27 protein-coding genes and 1 pseudogene are annotated in these 25,987 nt (G+C 56.9%); 16 read left to right on the plus strand and 12 right to left on the minus strand.

What is annotated here, in order from left to right; genetic code table 11:
- The first annotated feature begins 101 nt into the window (after positions 1-101).
- From KUA23_RS14610 to KUA23_RS14625, 4 genes are all read left to right on the plus strand, one after another.
- Positions 102-1,361: a cation:dicarboxylate symporter family transporter gene (locus tag KUA23_RS14610; RefSeq protein WP_252994220.1), complete on the plus strand. Its 1,260-nt coding sequence runs from the start codon at positions 102-104 to the stop codon at positions 1,359-1,361.
- 249 nt (positions 1,362-1,610) lie between these two features.
- Positions 1,611-3,275, plus strand: coding sequence for a gamma-glutamyltransferase (gene ggt / locus KUA23_RS14615; RefSeq protein ID WP_252994221.1), 1,665 nt, complete (start codon positions 1,611-1,613; stop codon positions 3,273-3,275).
- Positions 3,276-3,538: 263 nt separating this feature from the next.
- On the plus strand, positions 3,539-4,261 hold the full coding sequence (locus tag KUA23_RS14620; RefSeq protein WP_034105491.1) for a GntR family transcriptional regulator: 723 nt from the start codon (positions 3,539-3,541) through the stop codon (positions 4,259-4,261).
- A 180-nt stretch (positions 4,262-4,441) separates the two neighbouring features.
- Positions 4,442-5,680, plus strand: coding sequence for an alpha/beta fold hydrolase (locus KUA23_RS14625; protein WP_034105489.1), 1,239 nt, complete (start codon positions 4,442-4,444; stop codon positions 5,678-5,680).
- 108 nt (positions 5,681-5,788) lie between these two features.
- Here KUA23_RS14625 and KUA23_RS14630 read toward each other — a convergent pair whose 3' ends face one another.
- On the minus strand, positions 5,789-6,550 hold the full coding sequence (locus tag KUA23_RS14630; protein ID WP_034105487.1) for an SDR family oxidoreductase: 762 nt from the start codon (positions 6,548-6,550) through the stop codon (positions 5,789-5,791).
- 17 nt (positions 6,551-6,567) lie between these two features.
- Entirely contained in the window at positions 6,568-7,194 is a 627-nt protein-coding gene (locus tag KUA23_RS14635; RefSeq protein WP_252994222.1) for a glutathione S-transferase family protein, read from the minus strand.
- Positions 7,195-7,341: 147 nt separating this feature from the next.
- Between KUA23_RS14635 and KUA23_RS14640 the strand changes: the two genes are divergently transcribed.
- The 5 genes from KUA23_RS14640 to KUA23_RS14660 all read left to right on the plus strand — a co-directional run bounded on the left by KUA23_RS14640 (position 7,342) and on the right by KUA23_RS14660 (position 10,877).
- Complete coding sequence (locus KUA23_RS14640) at positions 7,342-7,845, plus strand: flavin reductase family protein (protein WP_034105483.1); 504 nt, start codon at positions 7,342-7,344, stop codon at positions 7,843-7,845.
- Between the two features lie 33 nt (positions 7,846-7,878).
- Positions 7,879-8,526, plus strand: a complete 648-nt coding sequence (gene ribB / locus KUA23_RS14645) for a 3,4-dihydroxy-2-butanone-4-phosphate synthase (RefSeq protein ID WP_052211106.1) — start codon at positions 7,879-7,881, stop codon at positions 8,524-8,526.
- Between the two features lie 97 nt (positions 8,527-8,623).
- Entirely contained in the window at positions 8,624-9,040 is a 417-nt protein-coding gene (locus KUA23_RS14650; protein ID WP_034105481.1) for a carboxymuconolactone decarboxylase family protein, read from the plus strand.
- 46 nt (positions 9,041-9,086) lie between these two features.
- Positions 9,087-10,208, plus strand: a complete 1,122-nt coding sequence (locus tag KUA23_RS14655) for an LLM class flavin-dependent oxidoreductase (protein ID WP_252994223.1) — start codon at positions 9,087-9,089, stop codon at positions 10,206-10,208.
- Positions 10,209-10,349: 141 nt separating this feature from the next.
- The gene (locus KUA23_RS14660) at positions 10,350-10,877 is read left to right on the plus strand and encodes a DUF1097 domain-containing protein (protein WP_252994224.1); all 528 of its coding nucleotides are present in this window, start codon (positions 10,350-10,352) and stop codon (positions 10,875-10,877) included.
- Positions 10,878-10,891: 14 nt separating this feature from the next.
- Here the strand turns inward: KUA23_RS14660 and KUA23_RS14665 are convergent, their stop codons facing one another.
- Both KUA23_RS14665 and KUA23_RS14670 read right to left on the minus strand, forming a co-directional pair.
- Complete coding sequence (locus KUA23_RS14665; RefSeq protein WP_034105475.1) at positions 10,892-11,767, minus strand: LysR family transcriptional regulator; 876 nt, start codon at positions 11,765-11,767, stop codon at positions 10,892-10,894.
- A 63-nt stretch (positions 11,768-11,830) separates the two neighbouring features.
- On the minus strand, positions 11,831-12,847 hold the full coding sequence (locus tag KUA23_RS14670) for a helix-turn-helix domain-containing protein (protein WP_252994225.1): 1,017 nt from the start codon (positions 12,845-12,847) through the stop codon (positions 11,831-11,833).
- Between the two features lie 383 nt (positions 12,848-13,230).
- Here KUA23_RS14670 and KUA23_RS14675 point away from each other — a divergent pair, with 383 nt between their 5' ends.
- Together KUA23_RS14675 and KUA23_RS14680 are read left to right on the plus strand one after the other, a co-directional pair.
- The gene (locus KUA23_RS14675) at positions 13,231-14,676 is read left to right on the plus strand and encodes an APC family permease (protein ID WP_252994226.1); all 1,446 of its coding nucleotides are present in this window, start codon (positions 13,231-13,233) and stop codon (positions 14,674-14,676) included.
- 96 nt (positions 14,677-14,772) lie between these two features.
- Positions 14,773-15,354 (plus strand): TetR/AcrR family transcriptional regulator, encoded by a 582-nt coding sequence (locus KUA23_RS14680; protein WP_034105470.1) that lies wholly within the window; start codon positions 14,773-14,775, stop codon positions 15,352-15,354.
- Here KUA23_RS14680 and KUA23_RS14685 read toward each other — a convergent pair.
- Together KUA23_RS14685 and KUA23_RS14690 are read right to left on the minus strand one after the other, a co-directional pair.
- The gene (locus tag KUA23_RS14685; RefSeq protein ID WP_252994227.1) at positions 15,351-16,016 is read right to left on the minus strand and encodes an NAD-dependent epimerase/dehydratase family protein; all 666 of its coding nucleotides are present in this window, start codon (positions 16,014-16,016) and stop codon (positions 15,351-15,353) included. The genes KUA23_RS14680 and KUA23_RS14685 overlap by 4 nt on opposite strands.
- Positions 16,013-16,684 (minus strand): SDR family oxidoreductase, encoded by a 672-nt coding sequence (locus tag KUA23_RS14690; RefSeq protein WP_034105466.1) that lies wholly within the window; start codon positions 16,682-16,684, stop codon positions 16,013-16,015. Before KUA23_RS14690 ends, KUA23_RS14685 begins: the two co-directional genes overlap by 4 nt.
- 293 nt (positions 16,685-16,977) lie before the next feature.
- On the opposite strand from KUA23_RS14690, the pseudogene KUA23_RS14695 reads away from it, so the two are divergent.
- Positions 16,978-18,180 (plus strand): annotated as a pseudogene (locus KUA23_RS14695) (pyridoxal phosphate-dependent aminotransferase).
- A 33-nt stretch (positions 18,181-18,213) separates the two neighbouring features.
- On the opposite strand, the gene KUA23_RS14700 reads toward KUA23_RS14695, so the two are convergent.
- Together KUA23_RS14700 and KUA23_RS14705 are read right to left on the minus strand one after the other, a co-directional pair.
- Positions 18,214-18,846, minus strand: a complete 633-nt coding sequence (locus tag KUA23_RS14700) for a TetR/AcrR family transcriptional regulator (protein WP_252994228.1) — start codon at positions 18,844-18,846, stop codon at positions 18,214-18,216.
- Positions 18,847-18,955: 109 nt separating this feature from the next.
- Complete coding sequence (locus KUA23_RS14705) at positions 18,956-19,291, minus strand: helix-turn-helix domain-containing protein (RefSeq protein ID WP_034105460.1); 336 nt, start codon at positions 19,289-19,291, stop codon at positions 18,956-18,958.
- 106 nt (positions 19,292-19,397) lie between these two features.
- On the opposite strand from KUA23_RS14705, the gene KUA23_RS14710 reads away from it, so the two are divergent.
- The 4 genes from KUA23_RS14710 (at position 19,398) to KUA23_RS14725 (ending at position 23,350) form a co-directional block, all read left to right on the plus strand.
- Complete coding sequence (locus tag KUA23_RS14710; protein WP_034105458.1) at positions 19,398-19,979, plus strand: TetR/AcrR family transcriptional regulator; 582 nt, start codon at positions 19,398-19,400, stop codon at positions 19,977-19,979.
- Between the two features lie 51 nt (positions 19,980-20,030).
- Positions 20,031-21,134: an alkene reductase gene (locus KUA23_RS14715; RefSeq protein WP_252994229.1), complete on the plus strand. Its 1,104-nt coding sequence runs from the start codon at positions 20,031-20,033 to the stop codon at positions 21,132-21,134.
- 71 nt (positions 21,135-21,205) lie between these two features.
- A complete protein-coding gene (locus KUA23_RS14720; protein WP_034105454.1) occupies positions 21,206-21,949 on the plus strand; it encodes an SDR family oxidoreductase in 744 nt (247 codons plus the stop codon).
- 105 nt (positions 21,950-22,054) lie between these two features.
- Complete coding sequence (locus tag KUA23_RS14725) at positions 22,055-23,350, plus strand: NAD(P)/FAD-dependent oxidoreductase (protein ID WP_252994230.1); 1,296 nt, start codon at positions 22,055-22,057, stop codon at positions 23,348-23,350.
- A 49-nt stretch (positions 23,351-23,399) separates the two neighbouring features.
- On the opposite strand, the gene KUA23_RS14730 is transcribed toward KUA23_RS14725, so the two are convergent.
- The 4 genes from KUA23_RS14730 to KUA23_RS14745 are packed head-to-tail and all read right to left on the minus strand — an operon-like array spanning position 23,400 to position 25,958.
- Positions 23,400-24,434, minus strand: coding sequence for an aldo/keto reductase (locus KUA23_RS14730; protein ID WP_252994231.1), 1,035 nt, complete (start codon positions 24,432-24,434; stop codon positions 23,400-23,402).
- Positions 24,434-25,021 (minus strand): flavin reductase family protein, encoded by a 588-nt coding sequence (locus KUA23_RS14735; RefSeq protein ID WP_252994232.1) that lies wholly within the window; start codon positions 25,019-25,021, stop codon positions 24,434-24,436. The genes KUA23_RS14730 and KUA23_RS14735 overlap by 1 nt, the downstream gene beginning before the upstream one ends.
- A 56-nt stretch (positions 25,022-25,077) precedes the next feature.
- Complete coding sequence (locus KUA23_RS14740) at positions 25,078-25,527, minus strand: SRPBCC family protein (protein ID WP_034105446.1); 450 nt, start codon at positions 25,525-25,527, stop codon at positions 25,078-25,080.
- 44 nt (positions 25,528-25,571) lie between these two features.
- The gene (locus KUA23_RS14745) at positions 25,572-25,958 is read right to left on the minus strand and encodes a nuclear transport factor 2 family protein (RefSeq protein WP_252994233.1); all 387 of its coding nucleotides are present in this window, start codon (positions 25,956-25,958) and stop codon (positions 25,572-25,574) included.
- Between the last annotated feature and the right edge of the window lie 29 nt (positions 25,959-25,987).

Genomic DNA, 25,987 nt, shown 5'->3' on the forward strand with positions numbered 1-25,987 from the left:
CGCACATCAAAGAGTGCGCCAGGAACACATAAATGAGCTGGAAGCTCATGAATCTAGCTACTGCTTAAAGCAGTCCTTTCATTCCAACAAAAAGGCTAGACATGAAACGTATCCCCTTAGTTTGGCAAATCGTTGCCGGGCTGTTGCTTGGCGTGCTCGTGGGTTGGTATTTCAATACCCACCCGGAAAATCAAGTATGGGTAAGTACCGAAATCCTTAAACCGCTCGGGGATATCTTCATCAAGATGATGAAGATGGTCGTCGTGCCAATTGTTTTCTGCTGCATGATCCTTGGCATTGCCGGGGGCGGTGATAACAAATCGTTTGGGCGCATGGGCGCAAAGTCGTTGATCTACTTCTTTGCAATCACCAGCCTCGCCATCGTGCTTGGCTTGTGCTTCGCCAACCTGTTCGAGCCGGGCAAAGGCACCGAAATCGCAGGGATCGCCCACAACGCGGCAGCCGTGCACATGGAACCGTCGAAAGGCGCGCTGATCATCCTGCAAAACATCGTGCCCGATAACGTGATTGTCGCGATGTCGGAAGCCAAGTTGTTGTCGGTGCTGTTCTTTGCCGTGCTGCTGGGTATGGCGTTGAACACCTTGCCTAAAGAGAAAAGCGCACCGGTTATTGCGGTGGTGCAGGGCTTCTCCGATGCAATGTTCAAAGTTGTGTCGTTTGTCATGGCCTACGCACCGATCGGTGTATTCGGCATGATCGGCGCCACTGTAGCGACCTTCGGATTTGCGTCGTTGCTGCCGCTGCTCATGTTGATCGGTGTGGTGTACCTGGCGCTGATTACCTTTGCGCTAGTGATGCTCGGCGGCATCTGCTACCTGATCGGCGAAAACGTCTTCAAGTTGATCAAGTACTTCCGTGATGAGCTGATTCTGGCCTTCTCCAGTGCGGCGTCTGCGGCCGTCATGCCGCAGTTGATGACCAAGCTGGAAGCCTACGGCGTACCTCGGCGAATCGTCAGCTTCGTGGTGCCGGTGGGTTATGCGTTCAACCTGGACGGTGCTTCGATCTTCCTCGGTGTGGCGACGATCTTTATTGCCCAACTCTATGGCATCGACCTGTCACTGACTCAGCAAATTTTGCTGGTGGTCACGATGGTGCTGACGTCCAAGGGCGCTGCGGGTGTACCTGGGTTCGCCATCATCATCCTGTCGGCCACCTTGGCTTCTGCGGGGCTGCCGCTGGAAGGGGTCGCGTTGATTGCCGGGATCTTCCGGATCATCGACAGCGGCACCACCACCTTGAACGTGCTGGGTAATGCAATTGCACCTCTGGTTATCGCCAAGTGGGAGAAAGCCCCACTGGAGCGAAAAAGCTCAGTAGGGGTCGAGCAGAACGCTTAATCAGCGACACACAAGAGCCTTCCACGTTAGCCGCGTCGAGGGCTCTTTTTTTGGCTGAAAAACCAATAAGAAGTTATTGCGTATTCATTCTTTTAAGGCGCCGGGGTGCTCGGTTCAGATAAAGAATCGCGCCCTGTTAGTTGCCACTGTGCTGCCATTATTTATAAAAAAAACAGGTGGTCTATGTGCAAGAAATCAGTGTTCTATCGGACGCGTTGCTGCGTCGCACTAGGGATGGTGTTGCTATTTATGGGAACTTATCAACTGGCGGTCGCCAGCCCACGCACCGCGTTGACGCATTCTGCCGTGGCCGTACCTGACCAATTGGCTGCGGACACCGCCAACGAAATTTTTGCCAAAGGCGGGAATGCCGTAGATGCGGCCGTCGCCGTTGCCTTTTCGCTGGCCGTGACGTACCCCGAAGCCGGGAATATCGGCGGCGGCGGTTTCATGACCGTCTACTTCAAGGGCAAACCCTACTTTCTCGATTACCGCGAGCGTGCGCCGCTGAAAGCGACGCGAGACATGTTCGTCGACAGCTCGGGTAAAAAAGTGATTGCTGCCGACCAACCGCAAGGCAGTGTGATCGGCCACCGGTCGGTGGGCGTGCCGGGAACGGTCGCCGGACTGTGGGAGGCTCACAAGCGCTTTGGCAAGCTCAAATGGGCGCAGCTGATCGAGCCGGCCATTGGCTATTCGCACCATGGCTTCGTCGTCGATGACGCACTGGCCAGTATTGCTGCAAGCGAAAACGCTAAACGCTTCGCCGGTAAAACCAACTTCGCTGAACATTTCGGCAAACTGCAGGCCGGTACCACCTTCAAGCAGCCCGAACTTGAGGCGGTTCTCAAGCGCATCGCCGCGCAGGGACCGAAAGGCTTTTACGCCGGTAAAACCGCTGCGTTGATCGTGACCGATATGAGTGCCAATGGCGGCCTGATCAGCGCGCAGGATCTCGCCGACTACAGAGCCGTTTGGCGAGAGCCCATACAGGCCAATTGGAATGGCTTTCAAATCGTCACCGCTCCACCACCCAGCTCCGGCGGGGTCGCGCTGGTGCAACTGTTGAAGATGAAAGAGATGCGCCGCGATGATTTCAAGGGCGTGCCGCTCAATTCCGCGCGCTATATGCACCTGGTGGCGGAGATCGAAAAGCGGGTGTTTGCCGATCGGGCGCAGTACCTGGGTGATCCGGATTTTTACACCGTGCCGGTGCATGAATTGATCGATGAACACTACCTGGCTGGCCGGGCGTCGCAGGTCAATTTGTCGGTCCCTTCGGACACCAATAAGGTCGTCGCCGGTCTGAATATCGAATCGCCGGAAAAACCCCAGACGACGCACTTCTCAATCGTCGATAAATGGGGCAATGCCGTTTCCAACACGTACACGCTCAATGGCTTTTTCGGCTCCGGCGTCGTCGCGGAAAAAACCGGCATTTTGCTCAATGATGAGATGGATGACTTTTCAGCGCTGGCAGGGGTGCCCAATCAGATGGGCGTCGTCGGCACCGACACCAATGCCATTGAACCTGGAAAGCGGCCATTGTCCTCGATGACTCCAACGATTTTCCTGAAGGACGGCAAGGTCGCCCTGGTCATTGGTACACCGGGCGGCTCGCGGATTTTCACGTCCATCTTCCAAGTCGTCAGTAACGTATATGACTTCCACATGGGGCTGAAAGACGCGGTGGGTGCCATGCGTTTTCACCACCAACTGCTGCCTGCCAATACGATCTTCTGGGAACCCTATGCGCCGATTTCCGGGCAACTGGCACCGGATGTTGAGGCCGCAGGGTATAACCTCGCAAACCAGGGCTTCAATGGTGATATCCAGGCGATCAAGGTGGAACACGGCGTACCTGAACCCGTGTCCGATCCCAGGGGGAGGGGCGTGACCTCGATTGCTAAATAGCGAAGCAAGGGGCGCGCTATACGCCCCTTAAAAGTACGCTTATCACACATCAGCGTTCATCGATCGTCTCTGCTGCTACTTGGCTGAGGGCATGGTCGTGCCTGCAAAGCTGCCTTTTTGTAGCTGTAGGTTGCGTAGTTCACATACAATCAGACAATCTCAGGTTCCGGGAGCAGCGAGTTTCGACACCCGATGTCGCCGAGCTCGCCTGCTGACCCGTGAGCAGCCCTGAGAAAGAAGATTCGTATGAGGAGAGTGCGTCGATGAGTGAATCAAGCCTTCAAGTGCCCAAGCGTGGCGCGACCCTGCGTTTGTTGGTGGAAGACAAGATTCGGGAAGCTATCTCCACCGGAGTTTTGCGCCCTGGGCAGCGCTTGGTCGAACGTGAACTGTGTGAGATGACAGGGGTGGGGCGTACCTCCATTCGCGAGGCACTGCGCCAACTCGAGGCGGAAGGCTTGATTACCTGCAACCCTCACAAAGGGCCGTCGGTAAATAAAATCTCCCTGGATGAAACGCGTCAGCTCTATGCCGTGCGCGGTCTGCTGGAGAGTTTTTCCGGCCAAGAATTCGCCTTGCTCGGTACAGATGCGCAGATCCGACGACTGGAGGAAGCCGCTGCGATGTTCGAGTTTCGCGCCCAACAGTACTGGCAATATCCTGATCGCGACCTGGATAGCACACGCGTTGCACGTGATGCCCTGATCGAAGCGAAGACCCAGTTCTACGTGTGCTTGATGGAAGGCAGTAACAACGTCTTTATCGTGCAGATGCTGACGACCCTGCACAACCGCATCACGCTGTTGCGGGCGATGTCCATGACTCAACCGGGTAGGCTCCAGCACTCGGTTGAGGAGATCAAAGAGATTGTGGCGGCGATCAAAGCCAGAGACGGCGCCAGGGCGGGGGAGGCCTGTCGCAAGCATATCCAGCTTTCGGCCAATGTTGCTATCAGCTATCTGGAGAGTGTCGAGGAGGAAGCATAACTTTGTCCGATTGACAGATTGTCTGCAAATCTAGATATTCATCACGGCGTGGTGTCGCCTTTATCCTGTCGCCTGGCAGTTGATAAATGCGCACCGGTTTGCACTCTATGCAGCCCACTTTGGGCGGTAGGACACTGACGTGATGACGCGGCACTGCAACAGTGACGCAGGAGAAAAATAATGACTTTCATCAGTTTGAATGAGCGGCTGGTTGACGCTTACCCGGACCCCGAGTTGCGTCGACTTGCGCCCGGGTTATCGGTGGCTGTCGAGTTCAGAGTGGGCGGGCAATCCATTGGTCTGAGTGTTGTCGACGGGCGACTATTCAAAGGCTTTACAGGTGAGCCAACAATCCGCATCGAGGCCGATGAACCTGAGTGGGCGAGCGTGTTGTCTACTCCGCCGGCTGCCACTTACCACAGCTTTACAGCGCTGCAGATTGCCAACCCGGCATTTGAGGTGAGCGGCGATGCACAACTGATTGCCCAGGCGCGACCGTTTCTCGAGCGTTTGTTCGAGCTGGTCACCCTGACCCCTGCTACCCCGGCCGGCGCCGTCGAGCGGTCCCTTTCCCAGATTCAAGGCCGGTATGCCGAGGTACACGCGGCGGGGCAGGCTTACGAGATGTATTACGAAGTGGCCGGGGAGGGCGTCCCCTTGCTGTTCCTGCACACTGCAGGTGCTGATGGGCGGCAGTATTTCGCGCAGATGGCGGACGTCCAGATGGCGCAGCAATTTCGTATGTATGCGATTGATTTGCCGTTCCATGGTAAGTCGATGCCACCGCGAACGTGGGATGGGGCACCGTACCTGCTGACCAGCGAACGTTATCAACAATGGTGCACGGCCTTTATTGAACAGGTGATCGGCACGCCGGCTATCGTGGTCGGTGGCTCCATGGGCGCGGCAATGTCCCTGGTGTTGGCGGCCGAACACCCGGAGCAACTGATCGGTGTGGTGGCGTTGGAGCCGCCCTTTCAGTCGCGCGGCCGTCGCAACCCTTACCAGAATCATGTGCAGGTTCACGGTGGGCTGCACAATGGCGCGTATGTGCGAGGCTTGATGAGCCCGACCAGCCCTGTCGAGGATCGGCGCCGTGCCAGCTGGATTTACTCCCAGGGCGGGCCAGGTGTCTACCCCGGTGACTTGGCGTTCTACAGCGACGAGTTCGACGGGGCCGTGACCGCGCCGCGGATCGATGCTGGTCGTACACCGGTGGCGCTGCTTTCGGGCACTTATGATTACTCGGCGACGCCGGCGGACGGTGCCAAACTGGCTGAGTTGATACCGGGTTCGTTACACCTGGTGATGGATGGGCTGGGGCATTTCCCGATGACTGAACATCCGGATCATTTTCGGTCTTATCTGATCCAGGGGCTAGCCCATGTTGCACAGCAAAAAGGGCTGAAAAACGCCTGATTAAGCGTGAACAAGCCGTCGGTCGTACCTTTCGTGTGGCCGGCGGCTTTGGTTTATTCGTGTGCAAAAAAAGCCCGGCATTCACCGGGCAAAGGTCACAGGTATAGGTCAGTCAACCAGGTGGTTGCCGATCGAAGAGCCGCCATCCACGGTCAGGATGCTGCCGGTCGCAAAACGTGAGCGGTCGGAGGCGAGAAACAGGAAGGCTTCGGCGATTTCCTGCGGTTTACCCATTCGATTCAATACGGCGCGTGCATCGAAAGCTGCACGCAGCGCCTGCGGATTATCTGACTGGGCGAAAATCCGGTCGAAGTAGGGGCTGTCGATGGTGCCCGGCGCGACGGCGTTCACGCGAATGCCATCGGCCGCATGGTCCAGTGCCATCGCACGTGTGAGCGCGGACACGCCGCCCTTGGAGGCAACATAAGCAGTACGGTTGGCAATGGCGCTGGTGGCCGTATAAGACGTGGTATTGATGATGGAACCGGACTTTTGCGCAGCCATCACGGGCACGACATGCTTGGCGCACAGAAACATGCCTTTGAGGTTGACCGACATCAGGCGGTCCCAATCCTCTTCTTCAATGGTGACCACGTTGCCGGTCATGCCGAAGCCGGCATTGTTGACCAATACATCGATACGGCTAAAACGCTCTAACACCGTTTCCACCATCGATTCTACGTCAGCATTAACCGCCACATTGCAAGCGACGGCAAAGGCACCGATCTCCTCTGCGGTAGCGCGCGCGGCTTCAATGTTCACATCGGCGACAATCACCGAGGCACCGTTTTCTGCGAACAAAGTGGCAACCGCTTTACCAATGCCGCTGGCGGCGCCCGTGACGATGCAGACCTTATTGTTTAATTCCATAGCGCTCATCTCTCTGTTCAAACCACCGGGCCGGCCCATTTCTGACGGTAGGATTCATGCTTGAGCATCCTTGCGTACCAGGCCTTGAGGTTGGGCAGCTCCGCTCGGTCGAAGTCCATGTTCAGCCACCGGTGTGCGTGCACGGCCCAGGCAATGTCGGCGATGGTCATCGTTTGCCCGCAGACGTACTCATGTGTGGCCAGGCGCTGTTCGATCCAGCCCCAGACCTTGCCGGCTTCGCCAATCGCGGTTTCCAACGCGGATGTATCGCGTTTTTCCGGGGCGGTGCGAATCAACTGGAAGAACACCACGGTCTGTGGTCGGGTGAGCTGTGTCTGTTGGCAATCGAGCCACTGGTCGACCAACGCACGTAGCTTGGGCGCCGCCGGGTAGAGGGGGCTGGTCGGTGCATAAGCGTTGCACAGGTAGCGCATCACTGCGTTGCTTTCCCAGATCGTAAAGTCACCGTCGACCAGGGTTGGAACCAGACTGGTGGGGTTCATCCCGCGGTAATCGTCCTCTTCAAGCCCGCCGAAGACATTGCCCAAGTCGATCCTCTCGTAGTCGAGCCCCAGCTCGTCCATCAGCCAGACGACTTTCATGACGTTGCTGGATTTCATATGGCCATACAGCGTGCGTGGCATGGGTGTGTCCCTCGTTGAATTAAATTCTCGATCACTTATAAAAGTCGTCAGACAATCTGTCAATCATGCAAAATATTTTGACAGATTGTCTGACGATCTGTAGGTTTTCATTCCAACACCCCATGGGACTCCTTGGAAGAGGCAGACATGAAAGAACAACAACAAGAAAAAGAACTCGTTAACGACTTCAAACTGGCGATGCGTCGATTGACATCGACCATCTCGCTGATCACCACGCGCCACCTGGGCCAGCCGTTCGGTATGGCTGCGACGGCGGTGCAGTCGGTCACTGCCGATCCCGCCACCATCCTCGTCTGCGTCAATCGCTCGGCCTCCATCAGTACCGCGCTGGAGGTGAGCGGTCGCTTTGCGGTGAATATGCTGCACCTCTCCCACGTCGATCTGGTGCCGATTTTCAGCGGCCAGCTCAAAGGGCAGGAGCGCTTTGAGCATGGCCAGTGGGTCGAGGAGCACGGCGTGCCGGTGCTGGCCGACGCGCAGGCGGCGCTGGTGTGCGAGGTGTGTGAAGTTGCGACCATCGGCTCTCACGATGTGATTTTCGGCCGAGTGCTGTGGGTCGACACTCGGCCGGATATTTCGCCCCTTTTGTACGAAGACGGACGCTTCGCCAGATCCGCCGCGATCAAGTGATATCTCCTGAGACTTGAGACCGTAGAGGTTGTTATGGGCTTTGCAACGATTGAGAAAGCACTGGAAGTCATCGCCACCGGCGGGATGGTGATCGTGGTGGATGACGAGAACCGCGAAAACGAAGGTGATGTCGTGATGGCTGCCGAGTTCGCCACCACGCAGGCGTTGACGTTTATGGTCAGCCGATGCCGTGGGATCGTCTGTGCGCCGATGCCTGAACGCATTGCTCGGCGCCTGGAATTACCGCTGATGGTGGAGCGCAACACCGACTCCATGAAAACCGCGTTCACCGTTTCTGTCGATTTGATAGCAGGCGTCACCACCGGCGTTTCAGCGGCGGAGCGCGCGTTAACGCTTCGAGCGCTCGCTGCGGATGACACGACGGCGCAGGCACTTTCAAGGCCAGGGCATATTTTTCCGCTGATCGCCCGCAATGGTGGCGTTGAAGAGCGCGCTGGTCACACCGAGGCGGCTGTGGACCTTGCTGAGCTGGCAGGGTTGTCACCGGTAGGTGTGATCTGCGAGATCCTCAAGGACGACGGCAGCATGGCGCGTCGTGCTGATCTGGACGTTTTCGCACAACAGCATGAACTCATTATTATTTCGATTGCAGAGTTGATTGTGTGGAAAGCAGCGAATGCTGTTAGCACTAAACAAGTAAGGCCCAGTTTGGTGGCATAGCTCCAACCCAGAATTTTTAACCGTAACACTTTGGCGCGATGGCTGTGTAGGCAGTCATTCGGTCGCCAAGGTATTAACTCACCCCGAGGAAGATGAAATGAACAGCCAAGCAAAAATTACTTCGCCCGATGGCAACCAACTTTCCGAGCGTTTCCATGATGGCCTCAAGACCCGCCGTGAAGTGCTGGGTGAAGCTTATGTGGATGGTTCCATTGCAAAGGCCACGGATTTTAACTGGCCGGTGCAGGAGTTGGTGACCGAGTATTGCTGGGACGCTATTTGGAATCGTCCGGGTCTGGATCGTCGTACACGCTCGTTCCTGAACCTGGGCATGATTTCGGCACTGAACCGCCCCCATGAGTTGAAGTTGCATGTGCGCGGCGCGATCAATAATGGTTTGAGCAAAGAAGAAATTCGCGAAGTACTGCTCCAGGTGGCGATTTATTGTGGTGTTCCGGCTTCGATTGATGGCTTCCGCCTGGCGCAGGAAGTGTTTGACGATATGGGCGTCTGACCCAGCGCTCCGTAAGCATCAACAACAATAAAAAGAGGAATGTGAAATGGACATGCAAGAACGCTTTCACGAAACCGGCAATCCTATGTTCAACGACAACGCGCTGAAATTGGGTGTGTTCGGAACCAACTGCTCGAACGCCTGCGCAATCACCACGGCTGAATCCACGTTTGAGCCGACCTTCGAGCACAACGTAAAGATCGCTCAGCAGCTGGAAGCGGCGGGTTGGGAGTGCATGGTGCCTATCGCGCGTTGGCGTGGTTTCGGTGGTGAGACCAACTTCAACGGCACCAACATGGAGACGTTCACCTGGGCCGCTGCGATGGCTGCAGTTACCACCAAGCTGCAGTTTTTCTCCACCACCCACGTGCCCACTATTCACCCAATCGTCGCGGCTAAAATGGCGACCACCATCGACCATATTTCCAAGGGCCGTTTTGGCTTGAACCTGGTGACCGGCTGGTTTACCCCGGAAATGGAGATGTTTGGTCGCGAGATGATGGAGCACGACCAGCGCTACGAATACGCGGATGAATGGATGGATATCGTTGCTGCGTTGTGGGCGCGTAATGGTGTGGATTACAACGGTGACTTCCACAGGACCAAAGACGCCGTCATGGAGCCCAAACCTTACAACAAGGCGGGGCGCCCGGTGATGATCTGCGCCGGGTCGTCGGGTAAAGGTCTGGATTTCACGGCCAAGCACTGTGATTTCAACTTCGGCTTCATGCAGGACATGGAGAAAGGCGCAGCCTGGGTCAAGCACGTCAAGGACCTGGCCCGCTCCAAGTTTGGCCGCGAACTGGGGACCTTTACCTCGTGTCCGGTGATTGTGCGAGAAACGGAAAAAGAAGCGCGCGAATACTACGGCTACTACGTCAAAGAAAAGGGCGACCGCGTGGCGTGCGACAACCTGGCCGATGTGCTGCAAGTTCAATCGCAGAACCACTCCGCAGAGATGTACGCGAAGTTCAAGGAACGCTTCATCGCGGGCTGGGGCGGTTATCCACTGATTGGTTCGCCTGAGCAAGTGGCACAAGGCCTGATCGACCTGAAGAAAACCGGGGTCGACGGTACGTTATTGACCATGGTTGATTACAACGAAGAACTGCCGTTTTTTAATGAGCGGGTAATGCCATTGCTGAAGCAGGCAGGCCTGCGTCGCTGAGTGTTGAGCCAACAAAGCCAGGCCTCATGATCAATGAGGCCTGGCTGACGTTCGCACGCGATAAAGATACACAAATCGATGTTTTCCAGAAGCGCCTGATGCACGACAAATAACAATAAACGCGTTGCAGGAGTGAATAGGATGTCGACAAGATTCTCATTGAATTTGAGTATGTGGATCGGTATTACCGTAGGGCTTTACGTGCTGTTGTACCTGATGAGCCCGCTCGGTTTATTGGGCGCGCTGCCGTGCACCTTTGTTGCGCTGCCCATCTACCTGAGCGGTGGCGCCAGAGCCGACAAACTCGCGGACGCCTGCCTGAGTGCGGTGGCGGGAGTGGTATGGGGGCTCGTTTTTATTTACCTGGATTCGCTGTTCGCACATGAGGGATTGCACCCGCTGGTGGCGTCTGCACTTTCGGTTGGCCTGGTCACCATAGCGCTGTGCGCGACGCACCTGCTGTTCACCCCATGGGGGCTGTTTTCAAATATTCCGATGATGTTTGGTGCCGTGGCGTGTACGTTCTTTGTCGGGCCGGACAAGTGGTTTTACATCATGGTCACGCTTTGCCTGGGCGTGCTGTTGGGGTTCATCAACCATTCGGGGCGCAAGTTCCTGGATGAGCGTGGGCGGTGGACGCTGGTCCGCGCGCGCAAGGTCAAAGACTAAGCCTCGCGACCCCTCTAGTGTTTTTTCACCGCTTGCTCGGTAATCAGTTGCGCCAGTAACTTCACTGGTTCGCTCAGGCTGCGGCGCGCGCGATGCACCAGGCCGATATCGCGATGGAACGTACGTTGTTTCAGGTCGATCGCGCGCACTTCAGCAGGCCACTCCTTGCGGGTGGCCGTTTCCGGTACCAGGGCCACACCGACGCCGTTTGCGACCAGCTTGATGATCGCATCGAGCTCATCGAGTTCGCAGACTTCATGCAATGAAAAATGGGTCTGTCGCAAGAACCGATCAACCTGGCGCCCGCCAAAAGATGAACGGTCGTAGCGGATAAAGGGCTGGGTCGAGACCAACTCGGCCCAATCGTCTCCTGGCATATCGACCGGGACAATCAGTCGATACGGTTCGCGCGCCAAGGTGGTCCAGCGCAGATCGCTTTGAAGAGAAAAGGGTGGGCGGATGATTGCGGCCATGTCGATCTCACCCGAGTCGACCTGATTCACCAACTCCATCGAAAGGCCCGGTATGACGCGTGTTCTGCAGGCCGGGGAGCGCTGGTGAAATTCAGCCAGCGCTTCCGGCAGATAAGAGCGTTGAACCGATGCAATCGCGCCGATAGTCACCGGAACGCTGGCCGGCAGGCCCACCGAGCTGGTGCCCAGATTTTTAAACTGAAGTACCAGTTCCTGGCCTTGCGCCAGTACTTGATGCCCCATCTGATTGAGTTGCGCCGAACGCCCTTTACGGTCGAACAACTCGACCCCGAGCTCGGCCTCAAGGCGTTGCATCTGCGCGCTCACCGCTGCTTGAGTCAGGCCGATTTTGCTGCCCGCGGCTGCAAACGTGCCTTCCCTCGCTACGGCGATAAGGGTTTTCAGTTCTTTGATCATGCGCAAATAATAGTTATGTTTCGCTTGGAAATATATTCATATTTTTGTCGCTGGGCTGCTCGATCAACTCAGTGTGGGCCAGGTCCCCATTCCTACACTGGGCGGGTTACGGTACGTTTCCGAAGGTAACTCTCCAAACTGGTTTTTGTAGTAATGGGAGAACATTCCAAAGTGCCAAAACCCCCAGCGCATGGCTGCTTCGGACACCGTGGGCACGCTACTTAAAATGTCTTTGCGGGCGCCGTGCAAGCGAACCTGGCGGATATAGGTGCAAGGATTGACACCCACCACCTGGATGAATGCGCTATGCAACCCACGCCTGCTCATGTGCAAGTGTTCGCACAAGGCCTCCACTGAATGGTTGGCAGCGGGCTGGCTCAAAATAAAAGCGCGTGCCCTGTCTACCATCGCTCGATGAACCCGATGATCGCGCGGTGAAGAGGATGAGGTATGGGACAAACTGCCCATCGCTTCCAGTGCCGCGACGGCGACATCCTCGCAGAGTTGCAGGCGCGTGGCCTCACTGTCGATCGAGTCCGGGCACGCCACGGCTGAACCCAGGCCTGATAGCAGCAAGGATTTGTATCGAGCGATCCCCTGTGTATCGCCTTTGAGCAGGCAGGCGCCGTTGACCAGGCGGTCGGCGCTCACCCCGTAAAGGCCCTGGGACAGCGTGTTCAGGAATGACACGTCAATGGTCGCCGCAAGGATGTCGGACTTGGTTGTCGCACAGAAACGGGCTTCTTCACCTTGGCGCATGATGAATAACGAGTCGGCCTGCATTTCCCTGTTCTGCCAGGAGCATGTTCCTTCATGCAAGGTGACACCAATCATCACGACATCGGTGTCAGCGACCGAGCGTTGATCGACGGCTTGATTGATCCATTCCCTGAACACTTGGACTCGTCCAAGAGACGCACGCGCGACGCCGCCTTCAAAGTTGCCGCAGGAGAGCTGGGTGTAGTCCTGCATCCAGTCAGGAAGAATTCTCGATTGAAGGAACGGATCATTTGACCGCTCACAGGCAACTCTTGGAAGTGCGCAGGGCGGGTGTGCAGTATCTGGATTGAGTTGAATCACGACAGTCTCCGAAGTCTGCCGTTGAAGCAGCAATGTTCGTTCCAGATTGCCGCCTGTATTCAGCGCTTCAGGTAAAAGAATTGATCGCTAAATGCACTGTAACGACGCAGAGGATTTTCCTTTTGGTGCGTACGGGAGAACAGTCGTGTGTGGCGTGCATGACGCGCCGATATTGGATAGCGGCGAATTTTGCGCGGGCGCAACAATGACCACGACGCATGTTGTCGCTGGGGTGGGTCGGCGTATCAGGGATATTCCCTTTAAACCCTTGTAACTCTAGTTGCGGGTCAAACAACTGCGAACTTACTGAAAACTTCAGGGCAGGGATGTCGAAGATGGATCAGTGATCTCTTGCTGGAAAAACAATATCCATAGGGGCGAATATGCAAACTGCAGAGCCAGGCATTACTGATAACAAACCGGGCTTGTCCGGATCTTTAGGTGTTACCTCGATTGTGTTGATGGTGATCGCAACGGCCGCGCCATTAACCGTGATGGTTGCCAATACGCCGCTGATTATTTCCATGGGCAATGGCGCCGCAGCGCCCTTTGACGCAATGATTGCAACAGTGATCATGTTTCTCTTCAGTGTGGGTTTCATCTACATGTCGAGGTACATCACCAACGCAGGGGCGTTCTATTCCTATATCCAGAAAGGCATGGGCCGGTCCATTGGGTTGGGATCCGCGACCCTGGCAGTGATCTCGTATTTCATGATTCTGGTGGCGTTGGAGGCTTATATCGGCTTCGCCTTGTCACAGCTGTTGCTGACCACGCTTGGTATCACCATTTCCTGGTGGCTTCTGGCATTGGTTATTACCACGTTGGTTGGGATCCTGGGCTATCAGAAGATTGAACTGAGCAGCAAGTTCCTGGGTGTGGCGTTGGTGCTGGAAATCCTCATCGTGTTGGTGGTGGATGCCGCCATTATCGGCAGCGGCAGTATTGGCCCGGATGCGCTGGAGCCGTTTTCGTCGGCCACCATTCTGTCGGGGTCGCCGGGCCTTGGGATCATGTTTGCTATCTATTGCTTCACCGGGTTTGAGTCGACGGTGGTCTATCGCGAAGAAGCGGTGAACCCGAATGTGACCATCCCTAAGGCCACTTACATTGCGGTATTTGTGATTGGCGTGTTCTACGCCGTGTCGATGTGGTGCCAGGTGAACGGGGTGGGATTATCGCAAGTGGTCCAGCAAGCGACCGATCACCCGGGTGATATGTATCTGAACATGGTGGAGCGATACACCAACAAAGCCTTTGTGGATGTAATGCAGGTTTTGCTGGTGACCAGTCTATTTGCGTGTGTGTTGTCGCTGCATAACATCGTGGTTCGCTATCAATACGTGCTGGGACGCTTTGGTGTGCTGCATTCAAAGCTGGGGAGTGTGCATCAGAAACACGGATCACCCTTTGTGTCCTCGGTATTGCAAACGACGTTGTCGCTGCTGGCGGTCGCCATTTGCGCACTGATCGGGATGGACCCGGTCACCCAGATCTATGCGTGGGGTGCGACCGCGGGAACACTGGGTTACATGGTGATCCTGTCCCTGACGTGTGTTTCGGTACTGGTGTATTTCCGCCGAAGCGACACTCCGCATCCATTTTGGAACACGGTTGTGGCGCCCACTGGCGGGTTCCTCGGATTGGTCGCGTGTTTGATCGTGGCGGTCCAGAATCTGCCGGCATTAGTTGGCGGTGAAAATGCCGGGCTGGCAGCCTCTATCATGGAAATGATCGTGATGATCTCGTTTGTCGTGGGCTGTGCCGCTGCCTTGATGATGAAGGTGATGAGCCCGGCGAGATTTGCGCTGTTGAAACAGGTGGGTTGAGTTTCCTTCCTCTTTCTTGCTGCACATGTGAACAACGGCAGGCGCTCAGCCGGGCGCCTGACGCTTGAGCGTTTTTTTGCTAGCATGCGCCGCATTATGAAGAAACCCACCCAAGATATGCGCCAGCACATCATTGATGTCGCCCGGTCGCTGATGACCCAGAAAGGTTACACCGCAGTCGGCCTTACCGAGCTGCTCGCGGCCGCGGGTGTACCGAAAGGGTCGTTCTACCACTACTTCCGCTCCAAGGATGAGTTTGGCCAGGCGCTGCTCGAAGAGTACTTTGAAGAGTACCTCACCCGGGTCGATGTGCAATTGGCCTGCGAGGGCTCCGGCGCTGAACGTCTGCTGAGCTATCTACGCTATTGGGCCGAGACACAGGCGTTTGATCACACCGATCAAAAATGCCTGGTGGTCAAATTGGGTGCGGAAGTGTGTGATCTGTCCGAAAACATGCGCGGAGTGCTTGAGAAGGGGACTGCCCTGATCATCGAGCGGATGATTCGTTGTGTTGAGCAGGGTAAGGCGGATGGATCCATCGCCGCGTCCGTTGACGCTCCGATGCTGGCTGAAGCGCTCTACCAGATGTGGTTGGGCGCCTCGTTGCTGGTCAAGGTCAACAGAACACGCGAGCCTTTTGACGCTGCGCTTGATATGAGCCGGCGCTTGTTGGCTTAGGCTTGATCGGCGGGCTTGGTCATGCTGCTTGATGGCACCACATGAATGCCAGGTACCTGACTGATCGCGGCTTCCAGCAACGCCCGTGCGATTAGCATCGGTGGGTTGAGACGCCAGCTGTCAGGTAACAGCGGCGACGCAAGCTTGAGCATCAAGATCAGCGCACGCTCGGCAGGGCGCACCTCTTCACGCTTGCCCCCGATGACACCCGGCCTTACATATGTCAGCGATTCAAACCCCAACTTCGCCAGATCCTGTTCCAGGCGGCCTTTGACCTGGTTATAGAAAAACGCAGACCCCGCATCGGCGCCGATAGCCGAATTGAGCACATAGGTCGACGTTCCGTGAGCGCGCGCGAGCTTGGCCACTGCCAATGGATAGGTGTGGTCGACTCGCTCGAAGGCTGCTTTCGAGCCGGCTGTTTTGAGCGTGGTACCCAGCGTGCAGATCACAGCATCTGCTTGCCAGAGATCAGCCTGTTCGTCCAAGTGATCAAAATCGATGGGTGTGGCAATGAGTTTAGGGTGCGCCGCCAAAGCCTTGCGTGTTGGCGCGTAGACTTTGCCGATCCGTGGATCCGCCAGCGCCAGATCCAATACATGGCTGCCAACCAGCCCGCTTGCGCCGACCAGCAGCAGCTTGAATATTTTTGGCTCGTTCATGCCTGAGGGCAATCCCGCGAAAAGTTATGGATGGCCTCGTTGACCGGCGTGGTGCCTTGGGTCAGTTCGATAATGACGCGACTCACGTCAGGCTGTTCGATGATCTGCAACAAGGCTGCGGCGACATCGTCGCGCGGCACGTCACCATAGGGGATAGCCGGGCCCGCGTGGACCTTGCCAGTGCCGGGTGAGTCCAGCAAGGTACCGGGGCGCAGAATGACCCAGTCTAGATCGCTCGCGGCCAAGTGCACGTCGGCGCGTTTTTTCACGGCCATGTAGTTTTCGAAGGTCTCGGAAACGGATTTTCCACGCGACGCTTCTGGAAACGCCGAGACTAGAATGAATCGTTGAATGCCTGCTAACCGAGCCGCGGCTACAGACAGCTCCAGGCCTTTACCGTCAATGGCGTCCGTCATCTGTGCGCCACCTTTGCCGCCGGCACCGGCCGCGAATACCACGGTATCACTGCCTGCCATCAGCTTGGCCAGTGCCTCTGTGTCAAGCTCAAGCAAGTTACCGGCAACTGGGTTGGCGCCGAGCGATTTAAGGCCCTCGGCTTGTTCCGCATGACGGTATAACGAATGTGGTTGATGGCCTCGTTCGGCCAGCTGTTGAGCAAGGCTTCGGGCCACTTTACCCGAACCACCGATGATAAAAACTGAGTGCATAGCTCCTCCAGATCAGGCGATGTTTCATAAATGGCCCGCTCAAGCGAACCTGCAAACGCCCTTGGCGAGTGCACGGCGAGGGTTATTCTATATTGATCACTACAGAATTTGTCAAGCGACTGGGGGATTTATCCCCGGCCACGTGTGTGCTTTTCAATCGGCGGAATGGACCCAAAATCGGCTGGGAATAAACAAATAAAATTGATTTTTTGCATCCATATATATTGTTTTAATTGTCTGCCGGAGGCCGTTAGCATTGAGGCACTATCAACAAAAGCTGAAAGAGTAGCCCCATGCAATTGCTCGGAAATCTGCTTAAAGCGGTTAAACCCTCGCCAACGTTGGCAATCACACGCAAGGCCGCGGAGCTGCGCCGTAATGGGGGTAGATATCATCAGTTTGTCGACCGGTGAGCCGGACTTTCCCACCCCTGATCACATCAATGCAGCTGCCAAAGCGGCGATTGATGCAGGCCAGACCCGCTATACCAATGTAGATGGAACTCCGGAGCTCAAAGCGGCGATCGTTCGCAAGTTTCAGCGTGAAAACGGCATCACCTACACGACCGACGAAATCAGCGTCGGCACCGGCGGCAAGCAAGTACTGATCAATGCGCTGCAGGCCACCCTTAACCCTGGGGATGAAGTCATCATTCCCGCGCCTTACTGGGTGTCTTATCCGGACATGGTGCGCCTGGCAGGGGGCACCCCAGTTGAGGTCCCTTGTGCGGCCCATCAGCTTTTCAAGATCACTGCCGAGCAACTCAAGCAGGCAATCACTCCGCGTACCAAGTGGCTGATTTTGAATTCGCCAAGCAACCCGACGGGTGCGGGTTATAGCGCGACTGAGCTTGATCGATTGGGCGCCGTATTGTTGGAGCATCCGCAGGTTTACGTTCTGACGGACGACATGTACGAGCACCTGAGTTACGACGGTTGGGTGTTTTCCACGCTGGCTTCGCAGGTGCCGGCGTTACATGGTCGCGTGCTGACCGTGAATGGTGTTTCAAAGGCGTATTCAATGACGGGCTGGCGCATTGGTTATGCGGGCGGTCCTAAAGCGCTGATTGCTGCCATGGCCACCATTCAATCTCAGACCACCAGCAACCCCTGCGCGATATCCCAGGCCGCTGCGGTGGCTGCGCTGGACGGGCCTATAGATTTTCTGGCTGAGCGCAATGAAGTGTTTCGTCAGCGCAGAGACCTTTGCCTGGAGGCTTTCAACAACACACCCGGTCTGGAGTGTCGCCGTCCGGAGGGCGCGTTCTATCTCTTCCCTGCCTGCCGGCGCTGTTCGGCCGCAAAACCCCTTCGGGCGTAGTGCTGACCAATGACGTGGAGGTTTGCCAATACCTGCTCGAGGCCGCGCAGGTGGCGGTAGTGCCGGGGAGTGCGTTTGGATTGGAAGGTTATTTCCGCATCTCCTTTGCAACCTCTACAGCGCTGCTGGAGCAGGCGTGCGCGCGCATCAAGGCTGCATGTGAACAGCTTGCCTGAACACAAAGCCGGGTATGGCGGCTTCGATTTCCGTCAAGCTGAGAGGGAAGGGCTCAGCATCGCGATGGCGGTTGCGCCGATGCCTTGCAGATCTTCGCGGCTGGCAGCGTCATGTGCTTGCAGGGACATGCCTTCAAGCAATGTATTCAGGGCGGCGGCGAGCAGGCGGGTGTTGGTGTCCGGTTTGAGCTGACCTTGTTCCACCGCGCGATCCAGGCGCTGCTGTAAATAGTCACGGCCTTCCTGGCGTAAAGCCTTGAGCGTGGCGGTGACTTCACCGGCATCGTCGGAGACATTGACGGCCGCGAGCACGACCATGCAGCCGCAGGGGGCCTCGGGTTCGGTCAGGATCGACGCAGAGGTGTGGAAGAAGTCGCTGATGGCGCGCACGATGTCTGGCTCGGTGTCCATGCGCTCCCACGTGGCATCCCAGAAGGTCGCTTCGTAGTAGGCAACCGCTTCCAGAAACAACTTGGCTTTGTTGCCAAACGCCGCATACAGGCTGGGAGGGCTGATGTTCATGGCTGAACATAATTCCGCCACAGAGGCCGGCTCGTAGCCACGCTTCCAAAACACTGCCAGCGCATGCAGGAGAGCCTGGTCGCGGTCGAACGCGCGCGGGCGGCCTTTTGCGCGTGGAACAGGGATTGGGGTGGCGTTGGTCATTGAGTGCAGCACCTTTGGGGCGTATCGCCAGACGAGCATGCCTGGAATAAAGTTCTGCCCAATGATACACAAAATGAAATTTTCGGTTGCGTAGCGTCATTCTGAGCTTTCAGGTCGACCGTGACGCGTGTCCAAAGGGCGGTACGGTGTGTCGCTCTAGTACCTGGCCAATACCGCTCAATAGCGGTATCACATGCTTAGCAATATCATCTGCGACTGCGGTGGGCACCATCTCTGCGTTTCGGCGAAAAAACAGTGGGTCCTGAAAAATCAGCCTGAGTTTGGACAGGCTGTTGCTGACCGCGGGCTGCCCAATATTCAAGCGCTCGGACGCCCTGGTGACGCTTTTTTCCTGATAAAGCGCAGCGAAGATCACCAGGCAATTGAGGTTGAATTGCGCAAGGCACTCGGTATTGAACGTTGACGTGGGGGGAGGGGTGTTCATGAGCTTGACCCTGTCATTTGTCTTCGTTCGCCGTTGGTCGTAGAACGTGAGGCCATTCTAAAATTTACTAGACGACCGGTCTAGTTTTAATTAGAGTGGCTGCATTATGAAAAAGCATCATTCTGAAACACGCCAACACATCCTGGATGTCGCCAGGACGTTGATGACTCACAAAGGCTACACCAGCGTAGGATTAGCTGAGGTGGTAGCGGCTGCGAGCGTGCCTAAAGGTTCGTTCTACCACTACTTCAAATCCAAGGAAGAGTTTGGTCAGGCATTGCTTGAACAGTATTTTTCCGACTACCTCGCAACGGTCGACACGTTGCTTATGGGTTCTGCACCTGCTGCGCAAAGGTTGCTGAGTTACTTCCAGTATTGGGCGCAAACCCAGTGCTCTGATTTGCCCACCGACAAGTGCTTGGTGGTCAAATTAGGCGCCGAGGTCTGTGACCTCTCGGAAGGCATGCGCCTGGTGCTCGACCGCGGTACGCAGAGCATTCACGCAAAGCTCGAGCGCTGTATTGAGCAGGGGCTTGTCGATGGTTCGATCACGTCCACGGCACCCAGCGCGACACTCGCGCAGTCGCTCTATCAGGTTTGGCTCGGCGCTTCGTTGATGATGAAGATCGGCAAGCGCGATGACGCCTTTGAAACGTCTCTGACTCTGGCAAAGCGACTTTTGGCGTAATTATTTTTTATCAACTTACTAGACGACCGGTCTATTTAATTGAGGTCTATCATGACAGATAACACCACCCGTACTGACTTATTCACCCCCATCAACCTGGGCGCGATGCAACTCGCCAACCGTATTCTGATGGCGCCGGTAACCCGTAGCCGTTACGCCGAAGATGGCATCCCCAACGAGCTGCACGCCGAGTATTACGCTCAACGCGCCACGGCCGGCTTGATCGTCGCTGAAGCCACCAACATTTCCGCCCAAGGTCGCGGTTACGCGGCCACCCCCGGCATCTGGAGCGAGGAGCAGGTTGCGGGCTGGAAGAAAGTCACGGACGCCGTGCATGCCGCCGGTGGCAAGATCGTCAGCCAGCTGTGGCATGTGGGGCGGTTCTCCAGTGTCGAGTTGCACCCCGACGGTGCCTCACCGGTCGCGCCTTCCGCGATCAAGGCCGAAGGCGACACCTATACCACCAACGGCTTCGTCCCGGTGTCGATGCCACGGGCGCTCGAAACCGATGAGATCCCGGGGATCATCGAGCAGTACAAACGTGCTGCCGAGAATGCCAAGCGTGCTGGTTTTGACGGGGTAGAGGTTCACTCGGCCAACAGCTACCTGCTGGACCAGTTCCTGCGGGACTCGACCAACCATCGCACCGACCAGTACGGAGGTTCCATCGAGAACCGTGCACGGCTGACCCTGGAAGTGACCGAAGCAATCGTCAAGATCTGGGGCAACGACCGGGTTGGCATCCGCCTGTCGCCGGTTACGCCCGACGCCGGCAACACGCCGCCCGACAGCAACGTAATGGCGATGTACGGCTACCTGATCCAGCAGTTGAACGCCTTCGACCTGGCTTACCTGCACTTCGTAGAAGGCGCTACCGCCACCTCGCGAGAAGTGCCGGAAGGCGTCGACATGGACACATTGAGCGCGCAGTTCAACGGTCCCTTCATCGGCAACAACAACTACGACCTGGACATGGCTATCGAGCGCCGTGCCCAAGGCAAGATCGACGCCGTAGCGTTTGGTCGTCTGTTTATCTCCAACCCGGACCTGGTCGAGCGCCTTCGTCGTGGGGCCGAACTGACCATCGCACCGCGCGAGTCGTATTACGGCGGCGGCGCCAAGGGCTACACCGATTGGCCGGTCGGCAACTACTGATCCCCGTATATCCGCGATAACCCCAAAAAACTGCCCGCACTGACGGGCAGTCACTAACGAGAGGAACGCCCATGAACTATCTGCAGAATAAAACCGCGATCATCACTGGCGCATCGTCCGGCCTGGGTGCTGCATCGGCACGTGCCTTGTCCGAGAAAGGCGTTCGAATTGTCGCCGCAGCCCTGGACCAGCAAGGCCTGGACGCCATCGTCAGCGAGTTGAAAGGCAAAGGCGGTGAAGCGGTAGGTCGCGTCAGCGACGTGACCAATCCTGAGGATATGAAAGCGCTCGCGCAATTCGCCCAGGACTCTTTCGGTTCGGTGGATATCCTGATCAACAACGCAGGCTTGATGCTGTTTTCCAACTGGGTCGACCTGGCCACCGATGATTGGGAAAAGATGATCAACGTGAACATCAAAGGCTACCTGCATGGTATCGCCGCGGTGTTGCCGTTCATGCTGAAACAGAAGTCGGGCCAGATCCTGAATATGGATTCAGTCGCCGGTCACCAGGTTGGGCCTGCCGCGGGTATCTACAGCTCCACCAAATTCTTCGTGCAGGCCATGACTGAGTCGATGCGCAAAGAGCTGGGCGTGCAGCACGGCATCCGTGTCAACACGGTCAGCCCGGGCGTGATCAACACCGGTTGGGCTGATAAAGTCACCGACCCGGCTGGCCGTAAAGCGGCTCAAGAGCTGAATAAAATCGCGATCTCGCCGGACGATATTGGTCGCGCGGTGGTGTATGCACTGAATCAGCCTGAAAACGTCACCGTCAACGACCTGATCATTTCGCCGACCCGCCAGGATTGGTAAGTCATAAGCGTTGAAATCCCCCAGCCCAGGCACCGGCGCAACGTCGTGTGCCTGGGCGCTACAGGCTCCGTCCTGTCTCTCCTGTAAAAGCAATGAGACCCTTGAATGACACACCGTATTTTGATTGTCGGCGGTGGTGCTGGCGGTCTGGAACTTGCGACGCGTTTGGGCAAGACCCTTGGCAAGCGCGGCACCGCTCATATCACCCTCGTTGACGCCAACCTCACGCATATCTGGAAGCCACTGTTGCATGAAGTCGCGGCCGGCTCACTGAATGCCCACGATGACGAATTGAACTACGTGGCCCAGGCCAAGTGGAACCACTTTCACTTCCAGCTCGGCCGCATGAGCGGCCTGGACCGCGTCGCCAGGTCCATTCGGCTTGCACCTACCCTGGATGGCGCCGGCCGGCAGTTGGTGCCTGAACGTGTTTTGAACTATGACAGCCTGGTCATCGCCGTCGGCAGCACCACCAATGATTTCGGCACTCCAGGAGCCGCACAGCACTGTCTGTTCCTCGACACCCGCCAGCAAGCTGAACGCTTCCATCAGCAGTTGCTCAACCACTACCTGCGTGCACAGGCGCTCGGCGTTGCGGGTGAGAAAATCCGTGTGGCGATCGTCGGTGCCGGCGCAACGGGCGTGGAGCTGGCTGCCGAGTTGCACAACGCTGCCCATGAGCTGGCCGCCTACGGGCTGGATCGCATTCAGCCGCATGACATGCACATCACCTTGATAGAAGCAGGCGCCCGTGTGCTGCCAGCGCTGCCCAAGCGCATCAGTGATCCCGTGCACCGCACGCTGGAAAAACTGGGGGTGACGGTGATGACAAACGCCGCCGTCAGTGAGGTTACCGCCGAGCACCTTAAAACCCGCACCGGACAGTTGATCGAGGCCAGCCTCAAGGTTTGGGCAGCCGGTATTCGTGCCCCGTCCTTCCTCAAGGATATTGATGGCCTGGAGACTAACCCCATCAACCAGCTGAAGGTGCGACCCACGTTGCAAACCACGCTGGACGACAATGTTTTTGCGTTCGGTGACTGTGCCGCGTGTCCTCAGCCGGGGAGTGAGCAGAATGTGCCGCCGCGTGCTCAGGCCGCCCACCAGCAAGCGTCAATGCTGGTCAAGAGCCTGCAGGCCAGGCTTGAAGGTAAAGCCCTGCCGACTTATGTCTACAAGGACTATGGCTCGCTGGTTTCGCTGTCACGTTTTTCGGCGGTGGGTAACCTGATGGGTAAACTGACGGGCAGTGTGACGCTGGAAGGATGGTTGGCGCGGGTGTTCTATGCATCGCTGTACCGCATGCACCAGGTCGCGCTCTATGGACCGGTGCGTACCGCATTGCTGATGTTGGGTAACCGCCTGGGACGAGGCACCGAGCCTCGGTTGAAACTGCACTAGATCATTGACTGGGAGCGCGCAGCGCCTGGTGGGCTGCGCTCTTGGCGCGTCAGCGCGAGGTTTCGCCAGGCACCGGTGCGTGTTCGGGAATAAGTTTCTGCTGCTTGAGCTGTGCCCAAAATGCGCCGGGAATCCGTGTCGAAAACGCTGCGACGTTCTGCTGAACCTCCGCCACCGACTGAGCGCCGAACACCAGCGCCCGTACAGCTGGGTGGCAGGCGCAAAACTGCAACGCTGCAGCCGACATTGCCACACCATGGACGGCGCAGATCGACTGTATGACAGCCACGCGCGCTGCGATGTCGTCCGGCACGGCGCGATAATCAAACATTGCGTCGGGGCGTGCACCCATCGCCAGCACGCCTGAATTGAAGGCGCCCGCAGCGATGATCGATACGTCGCGACGTTGCAATTCATCAAAATGCCCGTTGAGTGGCGCATGGTTGAGCAGCGTATAACGGCCGGCAATCATTGCGCAGTCGATGGCAAACTCCCGCGCAACCTCCACGACCACTTCGGTTTCATTGACACCCAAACCGACGGCAGACACCACCCCTGTGCTGCGTAGTTCGTCGAGCGCCTTGAATCCACCTTCACGGATCTGTTTCCAGTAAACCTCAGCCCGTCGACCATGCCAGGCACGTCCCAGATCGTGCACCAGGAGTACGTCGATACGATCCAGGCCGGAGCGCTCAAGGCTGTGGTCCACCGAGCGCATGAATCCGTCATAGGTATAGTCGTACTGATAGTGAGGGTTGTGCAGGAACCACCTTGAGTCCGCCGGGCGGTGGGCAGCCAGGATGTCGCCAGTGTCGAGTACGCGGCCTACCTTGGTACTGACGACCACATCGTTGCGTATATTCAGTTCGCGTAACGCACGACCCAAGGTGTATTCCGCGCGGCCAGTGCCATACATCGGTGCCGTGTCGAAATAGCGGATACCCGCTTCATAAGCTGACCGCACGATGGCCAGCGCCTGGTCGTAATCGATGTAGGCGTTATAGCCGATCTGCACCGTGCCCAAGCCGACGGCACTGAGTGCCACGCTGGATTGACCGAGCGGGCGTTTCTCGATGGAGTTCACTACGTGTCCTCCTTTGTCGCGACGTCCAACGCTTCTCCGATCGCATAAAAATGGCCGCCTGCGATGTAGTGCAGGCTACGAAAATCCGGGTGCGCACGCTCAAAGTGCCAATGACCGTCGGTGAATACCCGTGTGTCGGCCCAGGCAGCGACGACCTCACCGATAAACAGGTCGTACGTCGATTGGTTGTGCGGTTCGGGCAGCAGCTTGCACACCAGCCAAGCCGAGCAGCCCGCCACGAATGGCACGTCATGGCCGCTGATACTGAACAACTCGACGCCGCTATGAGCCAGCTTCTCTGGGTCTTCCTGCAGGCTGGCGCTGCCGACATCGCGGGTCAATTGCAGCTGTGCCACGGTAGGCACCTGAATCACAAACAGGCCGCTACGCTCTACCAGTTCGCGGGTTTTGGCGATCTTGTCCAGCACCACAGTGACTTTTGGCGGTGAAAAATCCAATGCACAGGCCCATGCCGCAGCCATCACATTGCGAGTCTCCCCGTGTTGAGCAGAGACCAGCACGGTGGGGCCGTGGTTGATCAGCCGATAGGCTTTTTCAAGCGGCACTTGCTCAATGTGGTCGTGCATCGTAACTCCAGAAAAATTAAACCCCGCACCCATTACTGGGGCGGGGTAGGGCACATTCACGCTGTGGCGGTTTGGTTCAGGTAAACCTGCAGGCTTTCATGACCACCGACAATGAGCGACTCGATGGTCGAGGTCCATTGGCCCTGGGGATCAGGCTCGCGTGTATCGAAGGTCGCAGACCACAGAATCACGGTTTTCTGCTCGCCGGTCAGCGGGATCAATCGCACGGTCAACACGTAGTTATCCACGGGCAGTGGCGCTTCAACGAAGCGGTAGGAGAACTGCAGATTCACCGCGTCTACCGACAACAACTGCTCGCGCAAAATGGCGCCGTCCTGCAATGTCAGCCGACGGATGCAGCCAACCAGACCGTCAGGCTGACCGTCTTCGATGACGCTCTGTGGGATCGCCGGGTGCCACTGGCTGATCTTCCCGAAGCGCTTGAGTACATCCCAAACGCGCTCGGCGCCGCCGTCTACAACGGCGCTGTATTCAACTTTTGCCATGATTTACCACCTTAAGAAACAGCATTGCGTTCAGGCCGCTCGGATCAGCCTTCGAACTGGTGATAAACCTTGGCGATTACCTTCCAGCTGCCGTCGATTTTGATCAGCGTCAGGTAGTCGTTGTAGTCGGCGCCAATCGAGTCCTTTTCCATATCCACACGTACCACGGCGGTGGTCGGGGTGATCGCCAGCACGTCCAGGCGTGTGCTGATATCCGGGGCCTTGCCATTGGTGCGGACGAAGTCGAACAGGTTGCTGATCGGACCGCCCAACAATTTGCCGTTGGTGAAGCCGTACATCACAGCTTCCTTGTGGAAGGCCTGCTCCAGAACTTCGGGGCTACCGGCACGCAGGCCGTCTGCGTATTGCTGGGCTACAGCGATAACGGCGTTGTAGTCCTGGGTCGGTACTGCTTTGATGTTTTTGCTCATGGTCAAACTCCTTTGCATGGTTTTGGCGC

This window comes from Pseudomonas pergaminensis (assembly GCF_024112395.2).
Lineage (GTDB): Bacteria > Pseudomonadota > Gammaproteobacteria > Pseudomonadales > Pseudomonadaceae > Aquipseudomonas > Aquipseudomonas pergaminensis.